Below are 24688 nucleotides of genomic sequence, written 5' to 3' on the forward strand. Positions count from 1 at the left end.
TTCCTGGATGCGGCCATTACAGAGGGATATTTTGCATTAGAAAGAGTGGATTTAACATCATCTTGCCACTATTTTTGTCTTCAGTGAGATGACGGTGCAACGAGCCATTCGTTGACCCTGCGGATATCCTCCTCCCCCAATCTGCCGCTCCAGCGGTGCAGCACCAGCAAACTGGTCACGAACTTGTATTGGGACTGATTGAAGTCGCGCCGTGCGCGAAACTCTTCCTTGATACTGTCCAGCACATCGACGGCATTCTTGACGCCGTATCCGAAGGCCTTCTCGGTGCCTATCCGTGATTTTTCGGCGGATTCCAAGGCGCGTTGTGTTGCCTTGATTCGGCTGAGCCCGGTTGTCACGCCGAGATAGGCCGTTCGGGTTTGCGTGATGACCTGACGCCGCAAGGCTTCCAGCTCTTGCTCGGCGACTTCCTTATCGTTTTCGGAGCTTGATACTCGGGCACGGGTGGAGCCGCCGCTATAGAGCGGCACCTGCAAGTCCAGGGAGGCGACGAGATTGTCCGAGCGGGGTGTCAACGCACCTTCATAGCCGATATCACTGCGTTGCGCGGTCAAGTTCAGCCCCAGCCGTGGCAGATGTCCCGCCCTGGCTTCACCGATAGCGGCCTCGGCGGCGCGGATACTGTGCTCGCGGGCAAGCAGTGCCGGGTTACTGTCCAGTGCCGTCTGCACCCAATGGTCCTGCGCTTGCGCAGGTAAACTGAAGGCTGGATTGCCAGCCATGCGTTTGAGCGGCTCACGGATATCACGCCCCACCAGTTCGGACATGGCTTGACGACTCACCTCAACCTCGTTGCTGGCTTCGATCTCATCCGCCCTGAGCGCATCCACGCGCGCCTCAAGGTCAAGTACATCAGTCACCATCGCCATTTTGCGTGCATACAGCGCGTGGGTCCGTTTGAGGTTGCGCTCGGTCGCGTCCAGCTCGCTGCGTACCAGGGCCAATTCGTCCTCCGCCGCGAGAACCGCGAAGTAGCGCTCGGACAAATCAATGCTGGCCTGCACTTGAGTGTCATCGGACTCGTACTCGCTCTGGCGGGCCAGCTCTATGTACTTTTGGTAGCTGCGCCAGACCTGCGGATCGTAAATAACCTGATTGAGCATCATCGCCAGGCGTTTGCCGTTGTATTGGATACGATTCAAATCGTCGTCGCGCCGACTGCGGTTAACACTGCCGCTGGCATTGAGCTGTGGCAGCAGTTGACCAAAGGCCGCCCGCTCGCTGCCCTCACCACTACGGACCATCGCTTGTGCCCGTAAAATACGCGGGTCAGCCACTTGGGCTTCCTGATGCAGTTGCAACAGATCTGTGTAAGGGAGCGCCGAGCTGTCGTCAGCGAGAGCGCCAAGCGGCACGAGGGCCAGACTCATCGCGATCAGAAGCTTCATGTCAATCCTCGATCAACGAACGGGCAAACGCATTGCTGGCCGGCTGCATCAAATACTGCAACAGCGTCCGCGCGCCCGTATTAATCAGCACTTCGACCGGCATTCCTGGTACCAGAGTGAGATCGCCCAGGGTCTGACGCCCCTTGTCGGTCAGGGCCACGCGTGCCAGGTAATAAGCGGCGCCGGTGTCCTTGTTGATCAGGCGATCAGCTGATATCTGCACCAGTTGCCCTTCGATGACTGGCGTGGTGCTGCTCTTGAACGCACTGAAGCGAATGTCCGCCAGTTTGCCCAGTGCGACACGGTCGATGTCCATCGGTGACAGCTGTGCTTCAACAATCAGTTCTTCGTTGGCCGGGACGATGTCCAACAGCGCAGTGCCTGGACTGACCACTGCGCCCAGCGTGTGTACGGTCATACCCATGACCATTCCCGACTCGGGCGCGAGGATATCGGTGCGTTGGTCGCGGTCCTGCAGGGTGGCCAGCCGCTCGCGCAATTCATAGACCTTGGTCTGCGCATCGCCCAGCAGACCTGCGACCTCGGTGGCAAAAGTCTTTTTCAGTTGCAGTATCTTCAACCGCGCCTCGTCGATATGAACCCGCGCTCGCGCGCTTTCGGAGCGGCTTTCAGCAATTTCGGCCTGCAGCCGAGAAAGACTTCGCTCTTGCTCGCGCAGACGCTGCTTGTCCACGTAGCCTTCGGCGAGCAATGCACGCAAGTCGACAATCTCTTCTTCATAGGAAGCGGCGAGCATCTGTTTGCTGGCGATGACGGCCTTGAATCCGCGGATCTGTTCTTCGATTTGTCCGATGGACTTCTCCAGCAAGCCGATTTCGCCCAGCAACGAGGTCCGTCGGGTCTGGAAGATCCGCCCTTCACTGTCGCGAGCCTCGCGCACTCGGGGATCATTGGGATCCAGCGTAGGCACGAGCGGTGGCTCGGGCAGCGCATCACGTTCAGCCACCAATCGGGCCTGGAGTTCGAGCGCGGCGATCAACTGGCTACGCATGGCTTCCATTTCCGAACGCGCCTGGGTGTTGTCGAGTACCAACAACACATCGCCGGCTTTCACCAGGTCACCGTCATGCACGCGCAGTTCGCGCACAATGCCGCCCTCAAGATGTTGTACGGTCTTGCGATAGCTCTTGACGGTTACCACACCCGGCGCGAGCGCAGCACTGTCGAGCGGAGCCAGGGTAGCCCAGCCGCCAAACAGGCCAAAGGTGACCAGCAGCATCAAATAGCCGATGCGCCGTACTGGTTTGTCATCGATTGGCAGCCCGGACATATCGACGGATGAGTGCTTAGTGTCTTGCATAACGTTGTTCATCCGTCCCTACGATTCAACCGCGGCAGCCTGGTGGGCCGTCGGCGTCGCGCCCTGTAGCCGTGCCAGGACCTTGTCGCGCGGCCCGAACAGGCTCAGCTCGCCGTGATTGAGAACCAGCAATTTGTCCACCTGCGCCAGCACCCCGGATCGATGGGTAATGACAAACACCGTGGCCCGATTCTGCCGCAGTTTCTGCAGCGCTTCGGCGAGCATTTTTTCTCCAGCGTCATCCAGATTGGAGTTCGGCTCGTCAAGTACCACCAGACGCGGCTCGCCGTACAAGGCGCGGGCCAGCCCGATGCGTTGCCGCTGGCCGCCAGAGAGTCCACCGCCATTGGCGCCAATCAAGGTGTCGTAGCCATCGGGCAGTTGCAGCACCAGGTCATGTACACCGGCCATGCGCGCGGCGGCGACCACTGCAGGCGCATTCACCGGGCCGAAGCGTGAGATATTCTGGCTGATGCTGCCCTCGAACAGTTCTATGTCCTGGGGCAAATAGCCGATGTACTGGCCCAGTTCGTCCCGGCGCCATTGGCTGATGTCTGCACCGTCCAGGCGCACGGTTCCGGCCAGGTTTGGCCAGATCCCCAGCAACGCCCTGGCCAGGGTCGACTTTCCTGCGCCGCTGGGACCAATGATCCCCACCACTTCACCAGCGGCCACCTGGAAGTCCACGCCGCGAATAATCGGCTTGCGATTGTCCGGGGACCTCACTGAAAGCCCCTCGACGCGAATCGCCCCTTCAGGTGCGGGCAACGACATGCGCTCAGGCTCGGCGGCGATCTTGACCAGCAACTCGTGTAATCGGGCATATTGCGAGCGTGCGCCAAGAAAGCCTTTCCAGACGCCGATCAACTGATCGATGGGCGCCAGGGCGCGCCCCAGTAAAATGGAGCCGGCAATCATCAGCCCGGGCGAAATCTCATGATTGATCGTCAAGTAGGCGCCCAGGCCCAACATCAGCGACTGAACAATCTGGCGGAACGTCCTGGACATCGCCATCATGGTCGCGGCGCGGTCGCTGGCCAGGCTTTGCAAGGTCAGGACCTTATGGATTTGCCCGTTCCAGTGCTCACGCAGACTTGCAAGCATGCCCATGGATTCGACCACTTCGGCATTGCGCAGGCTCTTGTTAGTGAAGGTGGTAGCTGCGATCTGCTCGCGGTTGGCCGCCTGCAACGGTGCATGAGTGAGCTTCTCGTTGATGAAAGCCAACGCCCCTAGCATCACCGCACTCACGACCCCCATCCACCCGTACCAGGGATGAAAAATGAACATCACCGCCAGGTAGATCGGAATCCACGGAGCATCGAAAAAGGCAAACAAGCCGTTACCGGTCAGAAACTGGCGCAAGGCGTTCAGGTCGCTCAACGGCTGGGCGGTGGCATTCATGCCGTTGGTGTTGAGTGCCCGCTTGAAACTGGCGTCGAACAGACGCTGGCCCAGCAGCGTGTCCAGACGAGTACTGATTCGTACCATAATCCGCGAACGAACCCACTCCAGGCCGCCCATCGTGATCATCAACAGCAACATGATCAGCGTGAGCATCAATAGAGTCGACTGGCTGGCGCTTCCTACTGCACGGTCATACACCTGCAACATGTAGAACGATGGAACCAGCATCAGCAAATTGACGAAAAAACTGAAAAAACCGACGCAAAGAAAACTGCCTTTGCATAGGGCAAGGGCACCTTCCAGCTCGGTCCTGGGGTGGGCTGACATGATTCTTACCTGAGGCCCGCTGATGGGCAGACCTGCGAAAACCTAGTGGGTACAGGCGCACATACGCCTTGAGTATTGGGGCGACCCCCTCTGAAGCGCTTGCGCAATCAGGATCTACGCGCGCTGTATCGGCATGTGTGTGCGGTTCTGAAGGGTACCCTCAAAGGATCGCCATCGCCTGTTCTTACATCTTTGTCGCCCCACCTCTGTGCCTGCCCACCTTTGCTTGGACTACTTTGCGAACAACTGGCTCATATCCTTGAACGCCTTGAATTCAAGCGCGTTACCGCAAGGGTCGAACAGGAACATCGTCGCCTGCTCACCCACCTGCCCCTTGAAGCGAATGTAGGGTTCAATCACAAACTGGGTACCGAAGGATTTCAAGCGTTCGGCCAGTGCTTCCCATTCCTCCCAGCCCAAAATAATGCCGAAATGAGGAACAGGTACGTCATGGCCGTCCACCGGGTTGCTGTGAACGCTTTCCTGAGCCGCGGTTTTTGGCTGCTCATGGATCACCAACTGGTGGCCGTAAAAGTTGAAATCGACCCACTGGGCGCTGGAGCGCCCCTCTTGCAGTCCAAACACTTCACCATAAAAGGTGCGTGCGCCAGCGAGGTCGTAAACCGGGATTGCCAAGTGGAAGGGAGAGAGGTTCATCAGGACTCCTTTTTTGTGCTTTTTGGGTGAGGCCATCGTAGAGCGGCGCTACAGGCGGAAAAATCAATATATATTGCTTAGAAACACAATTAATATTTGTGAATGATTAAAGAACTCAAGACGCTCCTCGCCGTCGCACGGGAAGGCACTTTCGCTGCGGCCGGGAACAGGATCGGCCTCACACAGGCCGCCGTGAGCGCGCAAATCCAGCGTCTGGAGGCGCAGCTTGGCTTCGAAATATTCGACAGGAAAGGACGCTCGGCGCACCTCAACCGCAAGGGCCACCAAGTGCTCTTGCAGGCACAAGAGTTGCTGCGCCTCTACGACAACCTGGGCTGCGGCACCGCCGAACTTGCGACCAATGTCCTAGTGAACATCGGCGCCATTGCGTCCGTTCAGCGTTCCTATTTGCCGGACGCTTTGGCCAGGTTCCATCAGCAATGCCCTCAGTGCCGTACTCGGGTGTTGCCGGGGCTGTCGATGGAGCTGGTCAATCTGGTGGACGCTGGCGAAATCGACATGGCGGCCATCATCCGTCCGCCCTTCTCGCTTCAGAGCGACCTGCGCTGGACGACCCTGACACTTGAGCCGTATCGATTGATCGTTGCCCGCGAAGTGCCAGGGGAAGATTGGGCGACACTCCTTTCCAGCCTTCCATTCATTCGATATGACCGTGCTTCATTCGGTGGCCGGCAGGTGGATCGTTTCCTGCGGCAAATGCATTTCACCGTGCGCGAGGTGTGTGAACTGGATGAACTGGAGGCCATCATCAAGCTGGTTGAAAACGGTGTGGGAGTGGCATTGGTCCCGCAAACATCGGCCCATGACTGGCCGGCGGGTGTCAGAGCCCTGGACCTTGGTCAGCACACCTTCCATCGGGATATCGGACTGGTGCATCGGTCGGGACAAAGCCTCACCGAACCGGTGCGGACTTTGGCTCAACTGATTGCCGAACAAGCCAGTACCGGTTCTGAGTAAAAAAGCTTTTGTCGACCGAATGATCTATACCTTCAGATACACGCAGTCAGGCCGACAGCGTTGATAGGCAATAATAAAAAAGCCGTGGTGAACATCGCAGGATGATGTTTCTGGCGCCGTGGGTTTGGAATGGCGCATCACTTTCAATGCCTGAAGTATCGATCATGAGCCGGATCAAACGCGTATTGGAAGGCCGTACCAAAGCACTCTCGCGCCTATGCCTGGTGCTGCCGACGCTGATTGTCTGTAGCGCCTACGCCGCACCTTTGACGATTGAACTGCACATTCTGGACGCGCCGCCGTTGACGTTTGTCGATGACCCCAAGGGGCACGGAATTGTCGGCGATGTTGCCGTAGCGGCCATGACCAAGGCCGGGTATACCGTGCAGTTCCATATCCTTCCCTGGGCCCGCTCACAGAAGCACGTCAGCGAACAGCGCAATCACTTGATCGCGCCCCTGTCGCGCACGCCGGAACGCGAGGATCGCTTTACCTGGATCGCTTCGGTCATGCCCATGGAACGCGCCTTCTTCACCCTCGACCGGCAAGTGAGCAGTTTCGCCGAAGCCCGGCAAACGTACCGCAAGATCGGCGTCGGCCTGGGAAGTGCGCAGCAGGAGATCCTGCGCACCGAAGGGTTCAGCGATGAGCAGATCTACCCGCTGGCCATCGGCGACAACCCCGCCCAGATGCTCTTGATGGGACGTATCGACGCCTGGTTCAACGGCGTCCCTGAAAGTCGGTATATTTGGCCCAAGGTGTCCAAGCGCGAACTGCTCATGAGCCCGGTCAATAGCAGTGCCGATCTCTATCTGGCCTGCTCCAGACAGTGTTCCCCAAAAATGGTCAAGAAGCTGCGGGCGGCCGTTGAAAGCCTTCGCGCCAGCGGCGAAATCCAGCGCATCCATGACCGCTATCTGCCGCAGTAGCGTTCTTCACGTAGGTAATTCGGTGCATCTGGCAACCTGAAGGGACATCAACGCAATTGATAGCCGCCTAACGAAAGCCCTCAGCTAGAGCGCTGGACGATGTCTTATATCATTCCGAATGATAGTTACCTTTGCTTCATTCGATTCGTGCCTCACCGCCTCCCCACGCATCATCCGCCCATCTCAATACTCTTGGCGGATGCTATCCATGGAATATTCACTTTCAAAATTGCGCTTTCCCCTGGCACTGATGGCGGTGCTGGTGATGAGTGCATGCGGCAAGACCCCAGATACGGCGGCTTCCATGCCGGCGGCCAAAGTCAGTGTGGCCAAGGTGCTGGAGCAGCCGGTCAACGAGTGGGACGAATTCACCGGGCGCCTCGAGGCACCTGAAACCGTTGAGATCCGACCCCGCGTTTCAGGGCAGATCGATAACGTAGCGTTCACCGAAGGCGCTCTGGTCAAGAAAGGCGACCTGTTGTTCCAGATCGATCCGCGCCCCTTCCAGGCTGAAGTGCGTCGCCTCGAAGCCCAGTTGGCCCAGGCCCGAGCCACGGCTACCCGTAGCGAGAACGAAGCCAAGCGTGGCGAGCGCCTGCGCTTGAGCAATGCCATTTCCGCCGAGCTGGCAGATTCGCGTACCAGTGCTGCCCAGGAAGCCCGCGCTGCCGCTGCGGCGATCCAGGCACAACTGGACCTGGCCAAACTGAACCTGAGCTTCACCCGGGTCACTTCGCCTATCAGCGGTCGCGTCAGCCGGGCGGACATCACCGCCGGCAACCTGGTGACCGCCGATGTCACGCCGCTCACCAGCGTGGTGTCCACCGACAAGGTCTACGCCTACTTCGATGCCGACGAGCGCGTCTTCCTCAAGTACACCCGCCTCGCCCGCGAAGGCCAGCGTGGTCAGGCCACTCCGGTCTACATGGGCCTGTCCAACGAGGAAGGTAATCCGCACCTGGGCCATATGAATTTCATCGACAACCAGGTCAATCCACAGACCGGTACCATTCGTGGTCGCGCGGTGTTCGACAACAAGGATGGCGCCTACACCCCTGGGCTGTATGCCCGGCTGAAACTGGTGGGCAGCGGCACTTACTCGGCCGTGCTGATCAACGACGAAGCCGTCGGCACCGACCTTGGCAAGAAATTCGTGTTGGTGATGGACGCCGACAATAAGCCGGCCTACCGCGCTGTCGAGCTGGGACCGAAGATCGAAGGCCTGCGCATCGTGCGCAACGGCTTGAGCAAGGACGACACCATCATCGTCAAGGGCCTGCAACGCGCTCGCCCCGGTACACCGGTCACGCCTGAAACCGTGCCGATGGCCAGCGAAGAAACCATTGCCGCCCTGGCACAACAACGAAAAGCGCTCGAAGCCAGCAACCTGCCCCAAGTCGCGCCTGCCAAGGCTGCTTCCGGATCGGCAGGCAAACTGGCCGCAGCGACCCCACGCGGTTAAGGGACTGAACTCAAGATGAAATTTTCCCAGTTCTTCATTTCGCGGCCGATCTTCGCAGCGGTGCTTTCGCTGCTGATCCTGATCGCCGGCGCCATCTCACTGTTCCAGTTGCCGATCAGCGAATACCCGGAAGTCGTGCCGCCGACCGTGGTCGTGCGCGCCAACTTCCCGGGCGCCAACCCCAAGGTCATCGGCGAAACCGTAGCCGCGCCCCTGGAGCAAGCCATCACCGGCGTCGAGAACATGCTGTACATGTCCTCGCAATCCACCGCCGATGGCAAGATCACCCTGACCATCACCTTCGCGCTGGGCACCGACCTGGACAACGCCCAGGTGCAGGTGCAGAACCGCGTCACGCGGACTGAACCCAAGTTGCCGGAAGAAGTCACCCGGATCGGCATCACGGTGGATAAGGCATCGCCCGACCTGACCATGGTTGTGCACTTGACCTCGCCGGACCAGCGCTACGACATGCTTTACCTGTCCAACTATGCCCTGCTCAATATCAAGGATGAGCTGGCGCGCCTGGGCGGTGTGGGTGATGTGCAGCTATTCGGCATGGGGGACTATTCCCTGCGGGTCTGGCTTGATCCGAACAAGACTGCTTCGCGCAACCTGACCGCCACCGACGTGGTCACCGCCATCCGCGAACAGAACCGTCAGGTCGCCGCCGGTGCCCTGGGCGCGCCTCCGGCACCCAATGCCCAGGCATTCCAGCTCTCGATCAACACCCAGGGACGCCTGGTGAATGAGGAAGAGTTCGAAAACATCATCATCCGTTCCGGCGAGAACGGTGAAATCACCCGTCTCAAAGACATCGCACGAGTGGAGTTGGGCTCCAGTCAATACGCCCTGCGCTCATTGCTCGACAACCAGCCGGCGGTGGCGATCCCGATCTTCCAGCGCCCCGGCTCCAACGCCATCCAGATTTCCAACGATGTTCGCGCCAAGATGGACGAACTCAAGCAGAACTTCCCTGCGGGGATGGACTACAGCATCGTCTATGACCCGACGATCTTCGTGCGCGGCTCCATCGAGGCGGTGGTTCACACCCTCTTCGAAGCGCTGATTCTCGTGGTACTGGTGGTGATCCTGTTCCTGCAGACCTGGCGCGCCTCGATCATTCCGCTGGTGGCCGTGCCGGTGTCGCTGATCGGTACGTTTGCCGTGATGCATCTGTTCGGCTTCTCGCTGAACGCGCTCTCGCTGTTCGGGCTGGTCCTGGCAATCGGTATCGTGGTGGACGACGCCATCGTGGTGGTGGAGAACGTCGAACGCAACATCGGCTTGGGACTGACTCCGGTGGAAGCCACCAAACGCGCCATGGGCGAAGTGACCGGGCCGATCATCGCCACGGCATTGGTGTTGTGCGCGGTATTCGTACCGGCGGCGTTCATCAGTGGCTTGACCGGGCAGTTCTATAAGCAGTTCGCCTTGACCATTGCCATTTCCACGGTGATCTCGGCATTCAACTCCCTGACCCTGTCGCCAGCCCTGGCCGCAGTGCTGCTCAAGAGTCATGACGCGCCCAAGGACCGTTTTTCCAGGTTCCTGGACAAGATATTCGGTGGCTGGCTGTTCCGTCCGTTCAACCGCTTCTTCGACCGTGCCAGTCACAGCTACGTGGGCACAGTTGGCCGCGTGATCCGCAGCAGCGGCATCGCCCTGCTGGTGTACGCAGGCCTGATGGTGCTGACGTTCTTCGGGTTCTCCAACACCCCGACCGGTTTCGTACCCGGCCAGGACAAGCAATACCTGGTGGCCTTTGCCCAACTGCCGGATGCCGCGAGCCTGGACCGCACCGAAGACGTGATCAAGCGTATGTCGGACATGGCCCTCAAGCAGCCGGGCGTCGAAAGCGCCGTGGCCTTCCCTGGCCTGTCGATCAACGGCTTCACCAATAGTCCGAACGCCGGCATCGTGTTCGTCACTCTCAAGCCCTTCGACGAGCGCAAGGACCCCAGCATGTCTGCCGGGGCCATTGCCGGGGCCTTGAACGGCCAGTACTCGGAAATCCAGGAAGCCTACATGGCGATCTTCCCGCCGCCGCCGGTACAGGGCCTGGGCACGATCGGTGGTTTCCGTCTGCAAATCGAAGACCGGGGCAACCTGGGCTACGACGAGCTGTACAAAGAAACCATGAACATCATCACCAAGAGCCACAACGTGCCGGAACTGGCCGGGCTGTTCACCAGCTACACGGTGAACGTGCCGCAGGTCGATGCCGCCATCGATCGTGAAAAAGCCAAGACCCACGGCGTGGCCGTCAGTGACATCTTCGACACCCTGCAGATCTACCTGGGCTCGCTGTATGCCAACGACTTCAACCGCTTTGGCCGCACCTATCAGGTCAACGTTCAGGCCGAGCAACAGTTCCGCCTGGAGTCGGACCAGATTGGCCAGCTCAAGGTGCGCAACAACCGTGGCGAGATGATCCCGCTGGCGACCTTCATCAAGGTCAGCGACACCTCGGGACCTGACCGCGTAATGCACTACAACGGCTTCATCACTGCGGAAATCAACGGTGCCGCTGCCCCGGGCTACAGTTCCGGCCAGGCTGAAAAAGCCATCGAGAAACTGCTCAAGGACGAATTGCCCAACGGCATGACTTACGAGTGGACCGACCTGACGTACCAGCAGATTCTCTCGGGCAACACCGCGCTGTTCGTGTTCCCGCTCTGTGTCCTGCTGGCGTTCCTGGTGCTGGCGGCACAGTACGAAAGCTGGAGCTTGCCGCTGGCGGTGATCCTGATCGTACCGATGACCCTGCTGTCGGCCATTACCGGGGTAATTCTTTCCGGCGGCGACAACAACATCTTTACCCAGATCGGATTGATCGTACTGGTGGGGCTTGCCTGTAAGAACGCCATTCTGATCGTTGAGTTCGCCAAGGATAAACAGCTCGAGGGCATGAACCCCCTGGCTGCGGTGCTGGAGGCCTGCCGCCTGCGTCTGCGGCCGATCCTGATGACCTCCTTCGCGTTCATCATGGGCGTGGTGCCGTTGGTCTTCTCCAGCGGTGCAGGTGCTGAAATGCGCCATGCCATGGGTGTCGCGGTGTTCTCGGGCATGCTCGGGGTGACCTTCTTCGGTCTGCTGCTCACGCCAGTGTTCTATGTACTGATCCGCAACTTCGTCGAGCGCAGCGAGGCCCGCAAAGCGGCCCGGGCGTTGAAACTGGAGGCGCAACAATGAGTTTGAAAGTGTTTGTGCCGAGCCTGCTGGTACTGGCCTTGAGTGCTTGCGCCGTAGGCCCGGACTACAAGGCACCGCAAACGGAGGCGGCGAACATCACCACCGCCACCGACGGTGCCGCCGGCCAGAAGAATTTCGACCGTGCCCGTTTCGAAGGGATCTGGTGGCAGCAGTTCGAAGACCCGACGCTCAACGCGCTGGTCACCCGTTCCCTGGAGGGCAACCGCGAGTTACGCGTGGCGTTCGCCCGTTTGCGAGCAGCCCGAGCGATACGCGACGACGCCAGCAATGACGTCATGCCGACCATCACCAGCCGCGCCAGCAGCAACCTGGGCAAAGGCCAGATTCCGGGGCAGACCACCGACCGGGTCAGCACCGAACGCTATGACCTTGGCCTGGACATGGCCTGGGAGCTGGATCTGTTCGGACGCATCCAGCGCAACCTGGAAGCCACCGATGCCGATCAGCAGGCGGTCGAAGCCGATCTCTACCAGTTGCAGGTGACAATGATCGCCGAACTGGTGGACGCCTACGGTCAACTGCGCGGCGCCCAACTGCGGGAAAAAATCGCCCTGGCAAACCTCGAGAACCAGCAGGCGTCGCGCAAGATCACCGAAAGCCTGCGTGATGCCGGCGTCGGCGATCAGCTCGACGTGGTCCGTGCCGATGCGCGCCTGGCCTCGGTCGAAGCCAGCGTGCCGCAGTTGCAGGCCGAACAGGTACGCCAGCGCAACCGCATCGCTACCTTGCTGGGTGAGCGCCCGGACAAACTGAGTGTGGACCTGAGTCCCAAACAGCTTCCGGCCATCGCCAAGGCCCTGCCGATTGGCGATCCGGGTGAACTGTTGCAACGTCGCCCGGACATTCTCAGCGCCGAGCGCCAACTCGCTGCCGCCACCGCGCGCATTGGCGTGGCCAAGGCCGATCTGTTCCCACGGGTCAGCCTCAGCGGTTTCCTGGGCTTTACCGCCGGGCGCGGTTCGCAGATCGGCTCATCGGCGGCCAATGCCTGGGCGCTGGGGCCAAGCATCACCTGGGCTGCCTTCGATTTGGGCAGTGTGCGGGCGCGTCTGCGCGGTGCCGACGCTGAGGCGGACGGCGCCTTGGCGACCTACGAACAGCAAGTGCTGCTGGCCCTGGAGGAATCGGAAAATGCCTTCAGCGACTACGGCAAGCGCCAACAACGCCTGATTTCGCTGATCCGGCAGAGCGAATCGAGCCGAGCCGCCGCTGATCTGGCTGAAGTCCGCTATCGCGAAGGCACCGAGGATTTCCTCGTCCTGTTGGATGCCCAACGTGAGCGCCTGGCCGCCGAGGACACTCAGGCCCAGGCCGAAGTGGACCTGTATCGCGGCATTGTCGCGATCTACAAGGCCCTAGGCGGTGGCTGGCAACCGGAAACCGTAGCCAGCAACTGACCGACCTCATTCAACCGAGCTCCTTTGGTTGGCCGCAACCAACCAAATTTTCGCCCCGCCTCCCATGTTGGACGCGGGGCTTTTTTTGCCTGCTGCAAACGCCCGGTGGGAGCGAGCCTGCTCGCGATGGCGCTGGGTCAGTCAACTCAAATGCCAACTGATATACCGCTATCGCGAGCAGGCTCGCTCCCACCGGGTTATCTACAGATTCTTTCAAGGTTTGACTCAAGCTCGCACCTGACCGAAGCTTGCGGCATTTCACGCTTCCTGGTTATGGACTACCTGCATGCCCTCGCCTCGCCGCTATCTGTTGCTCAGCCTGTCCGTCCTGTTGGTAATCGGTCTAGTCGCAATGTGGCTACGCAGCACCACGCCGCAAATTCCCGAGGCAATCAAGCGTGGCTACAGTGAAGCCCTTGAGCACGCACGCAATGGGCAGCCAGGGGCGGCGCGGATGCTCTATCAGCAATTGGGTCGCCCGGACCTGTCGCCCAAGCGCCGGGTATGGCTGCACGCCGAGCTACCGAACTACCCAAGCCCCCAAGCCCTGAAACTGGCGGACGCGGACCTGCACAGCGAGTCGCCGGATGTGCGTCGAGCGGCCATCGGCAGCATCAGCGGGCTGGTGCCAACCGGCCAACGCAGCCTGTTGCTGGGGCCGTTGCTCGAAGATCAAGACCCAAGCGTCCGCTTCGCCGCAGTGAACGCGTTGCTGGGCCTATCGCCGGATGAGCTTGGTTTGTACTTCGGGCCTATGCAGCTTGTCATCGGTATGTGGGAGCAGATGCTTGAAGACGGTCCACCAACCGCCGAGTCCCACTATCAGCTGGCCCGGCTGCATCTGCATAACGCTGAACTGAAAAAGGCTCAGTTGGCGCTGGAACAAGTCCTGCGCCTGCAACCGGACAACCTGCCAGCGCTGGTCATGCAGATCGACGTGCTGGACAAACAGGGCCAGGCCGACGCTGCACGTCAGTTGCTTGCCCAGCAGTTGAAAAACCAGCCGGAGTCGGCTTATCTGCAACATGCATTGGGTCTGTGGCTGCTGCACCATGGCCAGGCGGAGTACGCGCTGCTTGGTTTGGCAAAAGCCGTGGAGCTTGAGCCCGAAAACCGACATTACCGTTATGACCTGGCAACCACCTTGTATGCCGAACAGGAACTGGAAGCGGCGCAGAAACAGTTACAGGAAATCGTCCAGCGCTACCCGGCTGATCGCAGGGCGCGGGTGCTGCTGATCAACTACTGGAAGGAGTCCGGGCAGTTGCAGAATGTGCAGATCCTGTTGGCGCAACTGGAGCAACTCAACCCCGATGATCCGGCGCTGCAGCAAGGCCTGTAGGCGTTTCCCCGATGCCAGAAAATTGAGCAGTACACCTCGTTTTATCAACGAAAGCGGAACCGTGATCACGGCAAAAGGTCAAGTGTTCAGGCAGTTCATTTTCAGGCGTACTCCAGCCTGCTGCCCACTTCCCTAGTCATGAGAGGGCTTTTTTTGTCTACATCTAACGAGTTGATCAGCGCTAAAGCCGCCACCGGTATCGAAGGGCTGGATGACATCCTTTCCGGTGGCTTGTCCCGCGGCCATGTGTTCCTGCTGGAAGGGGAACCCGGGACCGGCAAGACCACGGTCGCGTTGCAATTCCTCTTGGCCGGTGCCCAGGCCGGCGAGCGTTCCTTGTACATCACCCTGTCGGAAACCGAGCGTGAGTTGCGCCAGGGCGCGGCGTCCCACGGTTGGACGATCGACGAAAACGTGCATATCTTCGAGCTGACCCCTCCTGAGAGCCTGCTCAACGCCGAGCATCAGCAAAGCCTGCTGTACTCCTCGGACCTGGAGCTGGGGGAAGCGACCCGGCAGATTTTCGAGGTGGTCGAGCGGGTCAAGCCGACCCGGGTGGTGCTCGACAGCCTGTCGGAGATCCGCCTGCTGGCGCAAAGCTCACTGCGCTATCGCCGGCAGATCCTGGCGATCAAGCATTACTTTGTGCGCTACGACGCCACGGTGCTGCTGCTTGATGACCTGACCACCGAATCCCTGGACAAGACCGTGCACAGCGTCGCCCATGGGGTGATTCGCCTGGAAGAACTGACACCCAATTATGGCGCCGAGCGGCGACGCATTCGGGTGGTCAAGTATCGCGGGCAGAAATACCGTGGCGGCTTTCACGACTTCACCATCATGGGCGACGGCATTCATGTCTTCCCACGCCTGGTAGCCGCCGAACACCGCGGGCAATACCTGCGCCAACAACTGTCCAGCGGCCTCGATGGCGTGGATGCCTTGCTCGGCGGTGGCATCGAGACAGGCTCCAGCACTTTGATCCTGGGTCCGGCCGGTACCGGCAAGTCGCTGATTTCGATGATTTTCGCTGCGGCTGCCGTGCAGCGTGGCGAAAAAGCCGCGCTGTTCATCTTCGATGAAGAATTGGGCTTGCTGTTCGAGCGCATGAGAAACGTCGGCATCGACCTGGAAGCACTGAGACGGACCGGCAACCTGGTGATTGAACAGGTAGACGCCGCCGAGCTGTCTCCTGGCGAGTTCTCCCATCGGGTACGTCGTTGCGTCGATGAAGGCAACATCAAGACGGTCGTGATCGATAGTATTAATGGCTACCAGGCCGCCATGCCGGAAGAAAACGCCTTGGTGCTGCACGTACATGAACTGCTGCTCTACCTGAACCGCAGGGGCGCTGCGACCTTCATGACCGTTGCGCAACACGGTCTGGTGGGCGATATGCAGGCCCCGGTGGACATTACCTACCTGGCCGACACGGTGATTCTGTTGCGTTATTTCGAAGCGCTGGGCAAAGTTCGTCGAGCGATCTCCATCATCAAGAAACGCACCGGCAGCCATGAATCCACTATTCGCGAATACCGCATCAGCAGCGAGGGCATGACCATCGGCGAGCCGCTGGAAGCATTCCAGGGGGTATTGCGTGGGGTGCCGAACTATATGGGAGCGGATAATCCGTTGCTCAAGGATGATCAACAGTGACGCTGGTCGAGCCCCTGTCGGAGCGGGCGTTGATCCTCGCACCGCTGGGGCGCGACAGCCAGATCGCCCTGATGATCCTGCGCGAAGCCGGCTTCGGCGGCCTTATCTGCCAGCATCTGGGCCACTTGTGCGAAGAGCTGGAGCACGGCGCCGGCCTGTTGGTGATTTCCTCCGAAGCCCTGGTCGGGCCGGAGCTGGAAACGCTGTTGTCACATATAGAAGAGCAACCGGCCTGGTCGGATTTGCCAATCGTATTGTTGACCCACCACGGCGGGCCGGAACAGAACCCGGCGGCGCGTATCGGCACTCAGTTGGGCAACGTAACGTTCCTCGAGCGCCCTTTTCACCCGATAACCCTGGTCAGCGTGGTCACCACCGCCCTGCGGGGCCGGCGCAGGCAATATGAAGCACGAGACCGGCTGATCGACCTGAGCAACAGCGAGCTGCGCCTGCAAACCACCCTTGAGACCCTTGAGCAACAAGTGGAAGAACGCACGGCCCAACTGCGCCACAACGAAGAGGCCTTGCGCCAGTCGCAAAAAATGGAGGCGGTCGGGCAACTCACGGGGGGGATCGCCCATGACTTCAACAACATGCTCACCGGGATCATCGGCAGCCTCGAACTGTTGCGCCGGCGCCTGGCCCGAGGCCGCACCGAGGATCTGGACAGCCTGATCGACCTGGGGGTGACATCGGCCAATCGCGCAGCCGGCCTGACGCATCGTTTGCTGGCCTTCTCCCGCCGCCAATCGCTGGACTCAAAAGCGGTGCAGATGAATACCCTGGTGCTGTCCATGGGCGAGCTGCTGCAGCGCAGCCTCAACGAGAGTATCCGGCTGGACATGGAACTGGACGACCAGCTCTGGATCGCCGAAGCCGACCCAAACCAACTGGAAAGCGCCCTACTCAACCTGGTACTCAATGCTCGGGACGCAATGCCCGACGGTGGGCAACTGGTGGTCAAGACGCTCAATCAACACCTGGATGCCGACTTCACCCAGGCTTATACCAACCTGGAGCCGGGCGATTACGTCGTGCTGAGTGTGCAGGATTCCGGTTGCGGAATGCCCGAAGCGGTCATCAATCGTGCGTTCGACCCGTTTTTCACCACCAAGCCGATCGGCCAGGGCACCGGGCTGGGCTTGTCGATGATCTATGGGTTCAGCAAGCAGTCGCGTGGTCACGTGACGATTGACAGTGAAGTCGGCAAAGGCACAACCGTGAGCCTCTATCTGCCGCGTTTCGTCGGTGAAGAGGTTCACGAACCACGGGTCGATACACAACACGCCCCGTACGCACAAGACGGTGAGACCGTGCTGATCGTCGAGGACGACCCGGCGGTGCGGGTGCTGGTCAGCGCCGTACTGAGCGAGCTGGGTTATGCCTTCGTCGAGGCAGCCGATGCTGACGGCGCGGTGCCGATCCTTCAGTCAAGCCAGCGCATCGATCTGCTGATCAGTGACGTGGGCCTGCCAGGCATGAACGGCAGGCAACTGGCGGAAATCGGCCGGCATATCCGCCCGGACCTGCGGGTACTGTTCATCACCGGTTATGCTGAGCATGCAGCGGTGCGCGGCGGCTTCCTGGACCCGGGCATGCAGATGATCACCAAACCGTTCACCTTTGACCTGTTGACGGCCAAGGTGCGGGAGATGATCAAGGTTTGAGGCAATGCCCGGATATCAGCCGACCGTGCGCCCGTGATCAAGGATTTTGTGGCAGCAAAGCCTGCTCCCACAAAATCCCGCCCTGCACCCTGCTTTTACAGGCCTAGGACAACATCGTCCGCATCATGTCCTGCAGCACATCCAGGTCGAACGGTTTGCCCAGGATCGGCGCCTTGCGGGTGATGGGGCTGTCGGTGTCGCGCACTTCCTGGGCATAACCGCTGATAAAGATGACTTTCAGGTCGGGTCGCAACCGGACCGCCGGTTCAGCGATCTGCACGCCGGTGATACCCCCGGGCAGGCGGAAGTCGGTGATCATCATGTCCAGGTGGGGCTTGCTGGCGAGGATCTCGAACGCCTGCTCACCGTTTTCGGCCTGCAGCACTCGATACCCCTCGCCCGACAGGTAGGCCGACAATACCATCAGGATCGACGGGTCATCCTCGACGATCAGTACAACGTCTTGCGCATCTTCACTCATGAGAAGCCTTTGTTCGATCAATAGCTGCTGATACGACCGTAGGGTCACTCAGAGGTTGCGTCTGTTCGACGGTTTTGGCCAGGACCGTTTTCTGCAAAGGCAGGCAGACGCGAAACAACGCCCCTTCATTGAGGCGGCTATTGACCGTAATAGTACCGCCATGGGCGGTCACAATCTGCTCGGAGATGAATAACCCCAGGCCCAGGCCGGATGCGACGGCTTTGGACGACACCCGCTCGAACTGCTGGAAGATGCGCTGCTGGTTTTCCTCGCTGATGCCGATACCGTGATCCTGGACTTCGACGCAAGCATGGTCAGGCGTTTTGTAGACGCGCACCTCGATCGGGCTTTTCCCGCCGTAGCGCAAGGCGTTGGTCAGCAGGTTCGACACCACTTGTTCGATACGAAACTCATCCCATTGTCCCTCCACCGACGGCTCGGTCGAGCACGTCAATGTGCATTCGGCCGCCGCGATCTGCGGCTGGAAGTTGCGCAGCAGGTTTTCAACCAGTGTCGTCAGGTTGAAGCGGCTTGGCCGAATGGACAATTTGCCAGTACGAATCCGCGACACGTCGAGCATGTCCTCGATCAGCCGGATCAGGCTCTTGATCTGGCGCTCGTCGCGTTCAACCATCGCTTGCACCTTATCCAGGCTGAAGGCGGCGGCGTTGTCCCGGGCCAGGTGCATCTTGCGCAGTTGCGTCTCGAGAATCAGGCCGTTGAGAGGCGTACGGACCTCGTGGGCAACGATCGACATGAAGTCATCACGCATGCGAACCGCCTGTTCCAGCTCGCTGCGAGTAGCCTGCAACTGCTGCAACAAGGCCTCCTGCTCGCGGCGGCTCTCCTGCAATGCAATGACCTGCTCCTTCATCGCCTTTCTCTGGCGATACAGCTCGACGAACACATTGACCTTGCTTTTGACGGCGTGGTTGTCCAGCGGCTTGTGCAGGAAGTCCACCGCGCCACTTTCATAGCCGGTGAAGGCATAGTTGCGCTCACGGCCGGCGGCGCTGACAAAGATGATAGGAATGCTACGGGTCTTCTCCGTGCCGCGCATCAGCTCGGCCAGTTCAAAGCCGTTCATTCCCGGCATCTGTACATCGATGATGGCCAGGGCAAAGTCGTGTTGCAGCAGCAAGGACAGCGCCTCATCGGCCGACAGCGCTTTGAAAACCTGGCGGCCGTCGAGTTTGATCAGCGCTTCCAGGGCCAACAGATTTTCTGGCAGATCGTCGACGATCAGCAGTTTGGCTTGAATATCTCTTGGCATGTGGTTCATTCCAGAGCGGCCAACAATTGGCCGATGCCTTGCAAAGTGAGGATATGGTCGGGCTCTTGCAGGGCAAGTGCTGCTTCGGGCATGGTCGAAACCTGGGCTTCGCCGGGGTCCTGGACCACCGTTATTCCACCCAGCTCCCGGACCTTGGCCAGGCCCTGGGCACCGTCGTTGTTGGCGCCGGTCAGCACTACCGCCAGCAGGTTCGGACCGAAGGCGTCGGCGGCGGATTCGAACAGCACATCTATCGACGGCCGCGAATGGTGCACCGGTTCCTCCAGGCTCAACGAAAGACTGCGGTCGGCCTCGACCGACAGGTGATAGCCGGGTGTGGCTACATACAAAGTGCCCGGTTGAATGTTCTGCTTGTCCTGAGCTTCCTGCACCGGTATCGCCAGACGATGGCCGAAGACCTGGGCCATCTGGCTGTCACGCTCATCGGGCAGATGCAACACGACCAGAATGGGGACACCGAAGCCCTTTGGCAGTTGCCCGAAGACTTTGAGCAGCGCTTCGACGCCGCCGGCGGATGCACCGACGACAATGGCTTGAATGGGCGATCTGGATCTGTGCATCGTCTGATTCATAACTTGCGATAGATCCGTTCCTGTTTGACCAACGGCTCGAATTGCTTGCCGAAAGACGAAAAATCCAGTGTCTCTTTACTGCCCAGTACCAGGAAACCTCGGTGACAGAGGGACTCATGGAACAATCCGAACGCGCGATCTTGCAGCTTTTTGTTAAAATATATCAAGACGTTACGACATGAAATTAACTGAGTTTCTGAGAATACGCTATCAGTCGCCAGGCTGTGATCGGCAAAGGTCACGTTCTCGCGCAGGGTTTTGTCGAACATCGCGTAATCGTAGGCGGCGGTGTAGTAATCGGCAAATGATCGCCGCCCTCCCGCGCGCTGATAATTCTGGGTGTAGGCCCGTACGTTCTCGAGCGAAAAAATGCCCTGCTTGGCTTTTTCCAGGGACCGCGGATTGATGTCGGTGGCATAAATCAGCGTGCGGTCCAGCAGCCCTTCCTCGCGCAGCAGGATCGCCATGGAATAGACCTCCTCCCCGGTGCTGCAACCGGCGATCCAGATCTTGATCGAAGGATAGGTCTTGAGCAGCGGCACCACTTCTTCGCGGATCGCCAGGAAATGCGACGGGTCGCGAAACATCTCACTGACAGGGATCGTCAACAGTTGCAGCAGTTGCATGAACATGCCCGGGTCGTGCAACACGCGCTCCTGCAGTGCCGAGATGGTCTTGCACTCGAACTGGCTCAGCGCGTGCTGGACCCGGCGCTTGATGGAGGCGCCGGAATAGTCCCGAAAATCGTAGCTGTACTTGAGGTAGATCGCGTCGATCAACAAACGGATTTCAATGTCAGTGTTACGTTCCACTAAATTCTTTCCATATTCGGCAACCACACGCGAATCAGCGAGAACAGACGATCCAGATCGATCGGCTTGGCCAGGTAATCGTTGGAACCGGCCGCCAGGCAGCGCTCCTGATCATCCTTCATGGCCTTGGCCGTCACGGCAATGATGGGCAGCTTGCGCCAGCGCGGGTCCTTGCGGATCAGCGCGGTGGCCTCGAAACCGTCCATCTCCGGCATCATCACATCCATCAGCACCAGGTCGATGTCGTCGACTTCGTTCAGACGCTCGATCGCTTCATAGCCGTTACGGCCGATGACGACGATCGCCCCCTTGGCCTCCAGGGCACTGGTCAGGGCGAAAATGTTGCGCACATCATCGTCCACCAGCAGCACTTTACGGCCCTCGAAAACCTTGTCGCGGCTGCGGGCGGTCCTGAGCATCCGCTGCCGTTCATGGGACAACCGGGATTCGACTTTGTGCAGAAAAAGTGTCACTTCGTCCAGCAACCGCTCCGGCGAACGGGCGCCCTTGATGATGATCGAGCGTGAATACTTGCGCAGTTCGGCTTCTTCATCGCGGGTCAGGTTGCGTCCGGTGTAGACGATCACGGGCGGGAATGAGCAGATATCTTCGGTGGACATGCGCTTGAGCAGGTCATTGCCCAGCATGTCAGGCAGCTTCAGGTCGATGATCATGCAGTCGTAGGCGTTGCTTCGCAGCAGGTCCAGGGCTTGCTGCGCCAGGCCGACAGCGGTGATCTCGATGTCATCGTCACCGATCAGCCGGGTGATGCTGTCGCGTTGCAAATCATCGTCCTCCACCAGCAGCACCCGCTTGACCTTCTGGGTCAGCTTGGCTTCCAGGCGGGCGAATACCTCCTTGAGTTCTTCGCGAGAGGTCGGCTTGACCGCATAGCCGACGGCGCCCATGTGCATCGCGGCTTCTACACGATCCTCGACGGAAATCACGTGTACCGGGATGTGCCGGGTTCCAGGTTGCTCCTTGAGCCGCTGCAACACCGTCAATCCGGAGTGATCCGGCAGGCGCATGTCCAGCAGGATTGCATCGGGGCTCAATTGCGAAGCCAGGTCGAAGCCTTCATCGGCACCTTGGGCCACCAGGCATTGGTAACCGAGTTCGTGGGCCAGGTCGAACAGGATCCGGGCAAAGCTGGGCTCGTCTTCGATCACCAGAATGCAGCGGGTGTTGAACGGTGCCTTGTCGCGGTCATCGGCGAAGGGGGCGACGGGCACATCGACCTGGGCGATCAGCGGAGCGCTGACGGGTTCAGGGGGCGCGGGTGGCGCCATTGTGGTGGTCGCAGTGAATATCCCCGGTTCTACCAGCGGCTCACCCGACTCGACATAGCGTTCTGGCAATACCAGCGTAAACACACTGCCCTGCCCCGGTTCGCTGGAGACAGAAATCGAGCCGCCGAGCAAGGTGGCCAGGTCACGGGAAATCGACAGGCCCAAACCGGTCCCACCGTACCGGCGATTCGTAGTGCCATCGGCCTGGCGGAAGGCTTCAAAGATGCTTTGTTGCTGATCGGCGGCGATGCCGATTCCTGAGTCCCGCACCATGAACGCGATGCCCGCCCCGGCCTGGCCGGCCACCGTCAGGCATACCGTGCCTTTCTCGGTGAACTTGATGGCGTTGGACAGCAGGTTCTTGAGTACCTGTTCCAGGCGCTGACGGTCGGTGTACAGCATGGCCGGGGCGTCGGGCAGCAGTTGCACCTCGAAGCTCAGGCCTTTTTCCGTCGCCAGGGGCATGAACATGTCACGCAAGCCTTCCACCAGGCGCGTCACGCCGGTGTTCTCCGGACGCACTTCCAGTTTCCCGGCCTCGACCTTGGAAATGTCGAGAATGTCATTGATCAGGTTCAGCAGATCGTTACCGGCGGAATAGATCGACTCGGCAAATTTCACCTGTTCCTCGTTGAGGTTCTGCTGCGGATTCTCCGCCAGCAGTTTGGACAGGATCAGTGAGCTGTTGAGCGGTGTACGCAGTTCATGGGACATGTTCGCCAGGAACTCGGACTTGTATTTGCTCGAACGCTGCAACTCTTCGGCGCGTTCCTGCAACTGGATCTGCGCCAGGTTCAGCTCGCTGTTCTTCTGGTCCATGGCATCGCGTTGTTCAGCCAGTTGCTCGTTGGTCTGCTCCAGTTCCTGTTGTTGGGCTTCCAGATGCGCCTGGGACTCCTTGAGGATGCGTGACTGCTCTTCCAGCTCTTCGTTGGCGGTCCGGAGTTCTTCCTGCTGAACTTGCAGTTCTTCGTTCAACTGTTGGGTTTCGGCGAGGACTTCCTGCAAACGCTGCCGGTAACGGGCCGCTTCGATGGAGGTGCCAATATTGCCGGCCACCAGTTCCAGCAGTTCGATATCGCGATCGGTCACAGGTCGCAGGAAGCCCAGTTCGACAACGCCGTTGATCCGGTCATCGTCACTGGTGGGCATGACCAGTACGCTGTTGGGCAACCCCTGGCCCAACCCCGAACTGACTTTCAGGTAGTCGTCGGGCACGTCATCCAGGCGGATGAGTCGCGCCTGTTGGACCGCCTGGCCAGCGATGCCTTCGCCGACAACGATCACCTGTTGCTGTTGCTCTTCATCCTCTCGGGACATGCCGTAGGTGGCGACGCGCCTGAGCAGGCCGCTTTCTTCCCGCGCATACAGTGCGGCCACGACAGCGCCCATGTATTGGGCACAGAACTGCAGGATGTTGCGTCCCAGCAGGTTCAACGTCAGTTGCCCCAGAACCTGCTCGGCCAGTAGCGTCTGGCCATTGCGCAGCCAGGCCTGTTTTTCCAGATGCAAAGCACTCTGCTGCTGGACCTTCAGGCTGGCGCTGTAATTGTTGGACAGCCCCAACAGATCCCGGCGCCCGACATAGGCCAGCAAGCCGCTGACGGCGGCCACGAACAACAGGTACAGAGCGATGCTCCAGAGGGTGGTGGTGCGCACCTGGTCGTTGCGTTCGGCACGCAGCTGCTGCTCGGATTCGACGATATCCTCGTAGGTCTTGCGTATTTCATCGGTCAAGCGCTTGCCACGCCCGGCCTTCACCGCTCCCCGGTAATCGCCACTGCTGCGTTGCAGGTCGATCATGCTTTGCGCGTAGTTGGCCCACTCCACCTGGAGCGCTTGCACTTTATGCAGGCGGTCGGTCTGGATCGGGTTGTCGGCTGTCAATTCCAACAATGTCTCCAGGGCGACGGCGATACGCGGTTTGGCCACTTCATAGGGGTCGAGGAAATGCTCGTCGCCCGTCAGGAGGTAGCCGCGCATGCCGGTTTCCAGATCCACGCTCAGCTTGAGCGCTTCATTGGCATTATTGATCACCCGATCGGTATGCCCGACCCATTGGATCACCGACAGCAGATAGGTGATCAGCACAATGAAAAACACCGCGCTGAGGGCGCCCATGCCCAGTGGCAGGCTGATATTGCGGCTCAGGAGCTTGCGAAAACTTTGCTCGTCAACCGAAGACGAAGGAGTCATGGAATAAGCCTTGGTGGACAGTTGAAAACCGTGGAGTTTGCCGAAAAATACCGGTTGGATCCACATTCTGACGGGGCAAAGGCGCAAACTCCACGAAAAGCCTGAGGAAGCGACGATCCTTGTCAGCTCTTGTACTATAGATCCTTTCTTGTACAACCCAGGGAACTTGTGCCCCCTCGCTACTTACTCATGCATAAGGCCGTTTTTTGGCACACCTCCCCAACCCAATCCCCTGAGAATGTCTACCATGCACAACCCCGCTCCTGATACCCAGCC

17 protein-coding genes are annotated in these 24688 nt (G+C 59.7%); 8 read left to right on the forward strand and 9 right to left on the reverse strand.

Features of this window, described 5'->3' with window-relative positions:
* Positions 1 to 80: 80 nt before the first annotated feature.
* The 4 genes from GKKCFE_RS11695 to GKKCFE_RS11710 form a co-directional block, all read right to left on the reverse strand.
* Complete coding sequence (locus tag GKKCFE_RS11695) at positions 81 to 1409, reverse strand: TolC family outer membrane protein (RefSeq protein WP_445577884.1); 1329 nt, start codon at positions 1407 to 1409, stop codon at positions 81 to 83.
* Position 1410: 1 nt separating this feature from the next.
* Positions 1411 to 2730 (reverse strand): HlyD family type I secretion periplasmic adaptor subunit, encoded by a 1320-nt coding sequence (locus GKKCFE_RS11700; RefSeq protein WP_445577885.1) that lies wholly within the window; start codon positions 2728 to 2730, stop codon positions 1411 to 1413.
* A gap of 18 nt (positions 2731 to 2748) precedes the next feature.
* Positions 2749 to 4464, reverse strand: a complete 1716-nt coding sequence (locus GKKCFE_RS11705) for a type I secretion system permease/ATPase (RefSeq protein WP_445577886.1) — start codon at positions 4462 to 4464, stop codon at positions 2749 to 2751.
* A 231-nt stretch (positions 4465 to 4695) separates the two neighbouring features.
* Complete coding sequence (locus GKKCFE_RS11710) at positions 4696 to 5121, reverse strand: VOC family protein (RefSeq protein WP_188250853.1); 426 nt, start codon at positions 5119 to 5121, stop codon at positions 4696 to 4698.
* 102 nt (positions 5122 to 5223) lie between these two features.
* On the opposite strand from GKKCFE_RS11710, the gene GKKCFE_RS11715 reads away from it, so the two are divergent.
* The 8 genes from GKKCFE_RS11715 to GKKCFE_RS11750 all read left to right on the forward strand — a co-directional run bounded on the left by GKKCFE_RS11715 (position 5224) and on the right by GKKCFE_RS11750 (position 17768).
* The gene (locus GKKCFE_RS11715; RefSeq protein WP_047229095.1) at positions 5224 to 6099 is read left to right on the forward strand and encodes a LysR family transcriptional regulator; all 876 of its coding nucleotides are present in this window, start codon (positions 5224 to 5226) and stop codon (positions 6097 to 6099) included.
* Positions 6100 to 6263: 164 nt separating this feature from the next.
* A complete protein-coding gene (locus GKKCFE_RS11720; RefSeq protein WP_339488855.1) occupies positions 6264 to 7028 on the forward strand; it encodes a substrate-binding periplasmic protein in 765 nt (254 codons plus the stop codon).
* 208 nt (positions 7029 to 7236) lie between these two features.
* Positions 7237 to 8490 (forward strand): multidrug efflux RND transporter periplasmic adaptor subunit MexE, encoded by a 1254-nt coding sequence (gene mexE, locus GKKCFE_RS11725; RefSeq protein ID WP_188250851.1) that lies wholly within the window; start codon positions 7237 to 7239, stop codon positions 8488 to 8490.
* A 15-nt stretch (positions 8491 to 8505) separates the two neighbouring features.
* Positions 8506 to 11685, forward strand: coding sequence for an efflux RND transporter permease subunit (locus tag GKKCFE_RS11730; RefSeq protein ID WP_139050054.1), 3180 nt, complete (start codon positions 8506 to 8508; stop codon positions 11683 to 11685).
* Entirely contained in the window at positions 11682 to 13103 is a 1422-nt protein-coding gene (locus GKKCFE_RS11735) for an efflux transporter outer membrane subunit (RefSeq protein ID WP_076384607.1), read from the forward strand. Before GKKCFE_RS11730 ends, GKKCFE_RS11735 begins: the two co-directional genes overlap by 4 nt.
* Before the next feature lie 286 nt (positions 13104 to 13389).
* The gene (locus GKKCFE_RS11740) at positions 13390 to 14445 is read left to right on the forward strand and encodes a HEAT repeat domain-containing protein (RefSeq protein ID WP_076384605.1); all 1056 of its coding nucleotides are present in this window, start codon (positions 13390 to 13392) and stop codon (positions 14443 to 14445) included.
* Positions 14446 to 14598: 153 nt separating this feature from the next.
* The gene (locus tag GKKCFE_RS11745) at positions 14599 to 16101 is read left to right on the forward strand and encodes an ATPase domain-containing protein (protein ID WP_160892396.1); all 1503 of its coding nucleotides are present in this window, start codon (positions 14599 to 14601) and stop codon (positions 16099 to 16101) included.
* On the forward strand, positions 16098 to 17768 hold the full coding sequence (locus tag GKKCFE_RS11750; protein WP_339487840.1) for an ATP-binding protein: 1671 nt from the start codon (positions 16098 to 16100) through the stop codon (positions 17766 to 17768). Before GKKCFE_RS11745 ends, GKKCFE_RS11750 begins: the two co-directional genes overlap by 4 nt.
* 103 nt (positions 17769 to 17871) lie before the next feature.
* Here the strand turns inward: GKKCFE_RS11750 and GKKCFE_RS11755 are convergent, their stop codons facing one another.
* The 5 genes from GKKCFE_RS11755 to GKKCFE_RS11775 are packed head-to-tail and all read right to left on the reverse strand — an operon-like array spanning position 17872 to position 24412.
* Positions 17872 to 18249, reverse strand: a complete 378-nt coding sequence (locus tag GKKCFE_RS11755; RefSeq protein WP_047229102.1) for a response regulator — start codon at positions 18247 to 18249, stop codon at positions 17872 to 17874.
* Positions 18242 to 19522: a hybrid sensor histidine kinase/response regulator gene (locus GKKCFE_RS11760; protein WP_047229103.1), complete on the reverse strand. Its 1281-nt coding sequence runs from the start codon at positions 19520 to 19522 to the stop codon at positions 18242 to 18244. Before GKKCFE_RS11760 ends, GKKCFE_RS11755 begins: the two co-directional genes overlap by 8 nt.
* 5 nt (positions 19523 to 19527) lie before the next feature.
* Positions 19528 to 20115: a chemotaxis protein CheB gene (locus tag GKKCFE_RS11765; RefSeq protein WP_047229104.1), complete on the reverse strand. Its 588-nt coding sequence runs from the start codon at positions 20113 to 20115 to the stop codon at positions 19528 to 19530.
* On the reverse strand, positions 20112 to 20927 hold the full coding sequence (locus GKKCFE_RS11770) for a CheR family methyltransferase (RefSeq protein ID WP_047229105.1): 816 nt from the start codon (positions 20925 to 20927) through the stop codon (positions 20112 to 20114). The genes GKKCFE_RS11765 and GKKCFE_RS11770 overlap by 4 nt, the downstream gene beginning before the upstream one ends.
* Positions 20927 to 24412, reverse strand: coding sequence for a response regulator (locus tag GKKCFE_RS11775; protein ID WP_316913206.1), 3486 nt, complete (start codon positions 24410 to 24412; stop codon positions 20927 to 20929). Before GKKCFE_RS11775 ends, GKKCFE_RS11770 begins: the two co-directional genes overlap by 1 nt.
* Between the last annotated feature and the right edge of the window lie 276 nt (positions 24413 to 24688).

Source organism: Pseudomonas sp. E141, assembly GCF_052659885.1.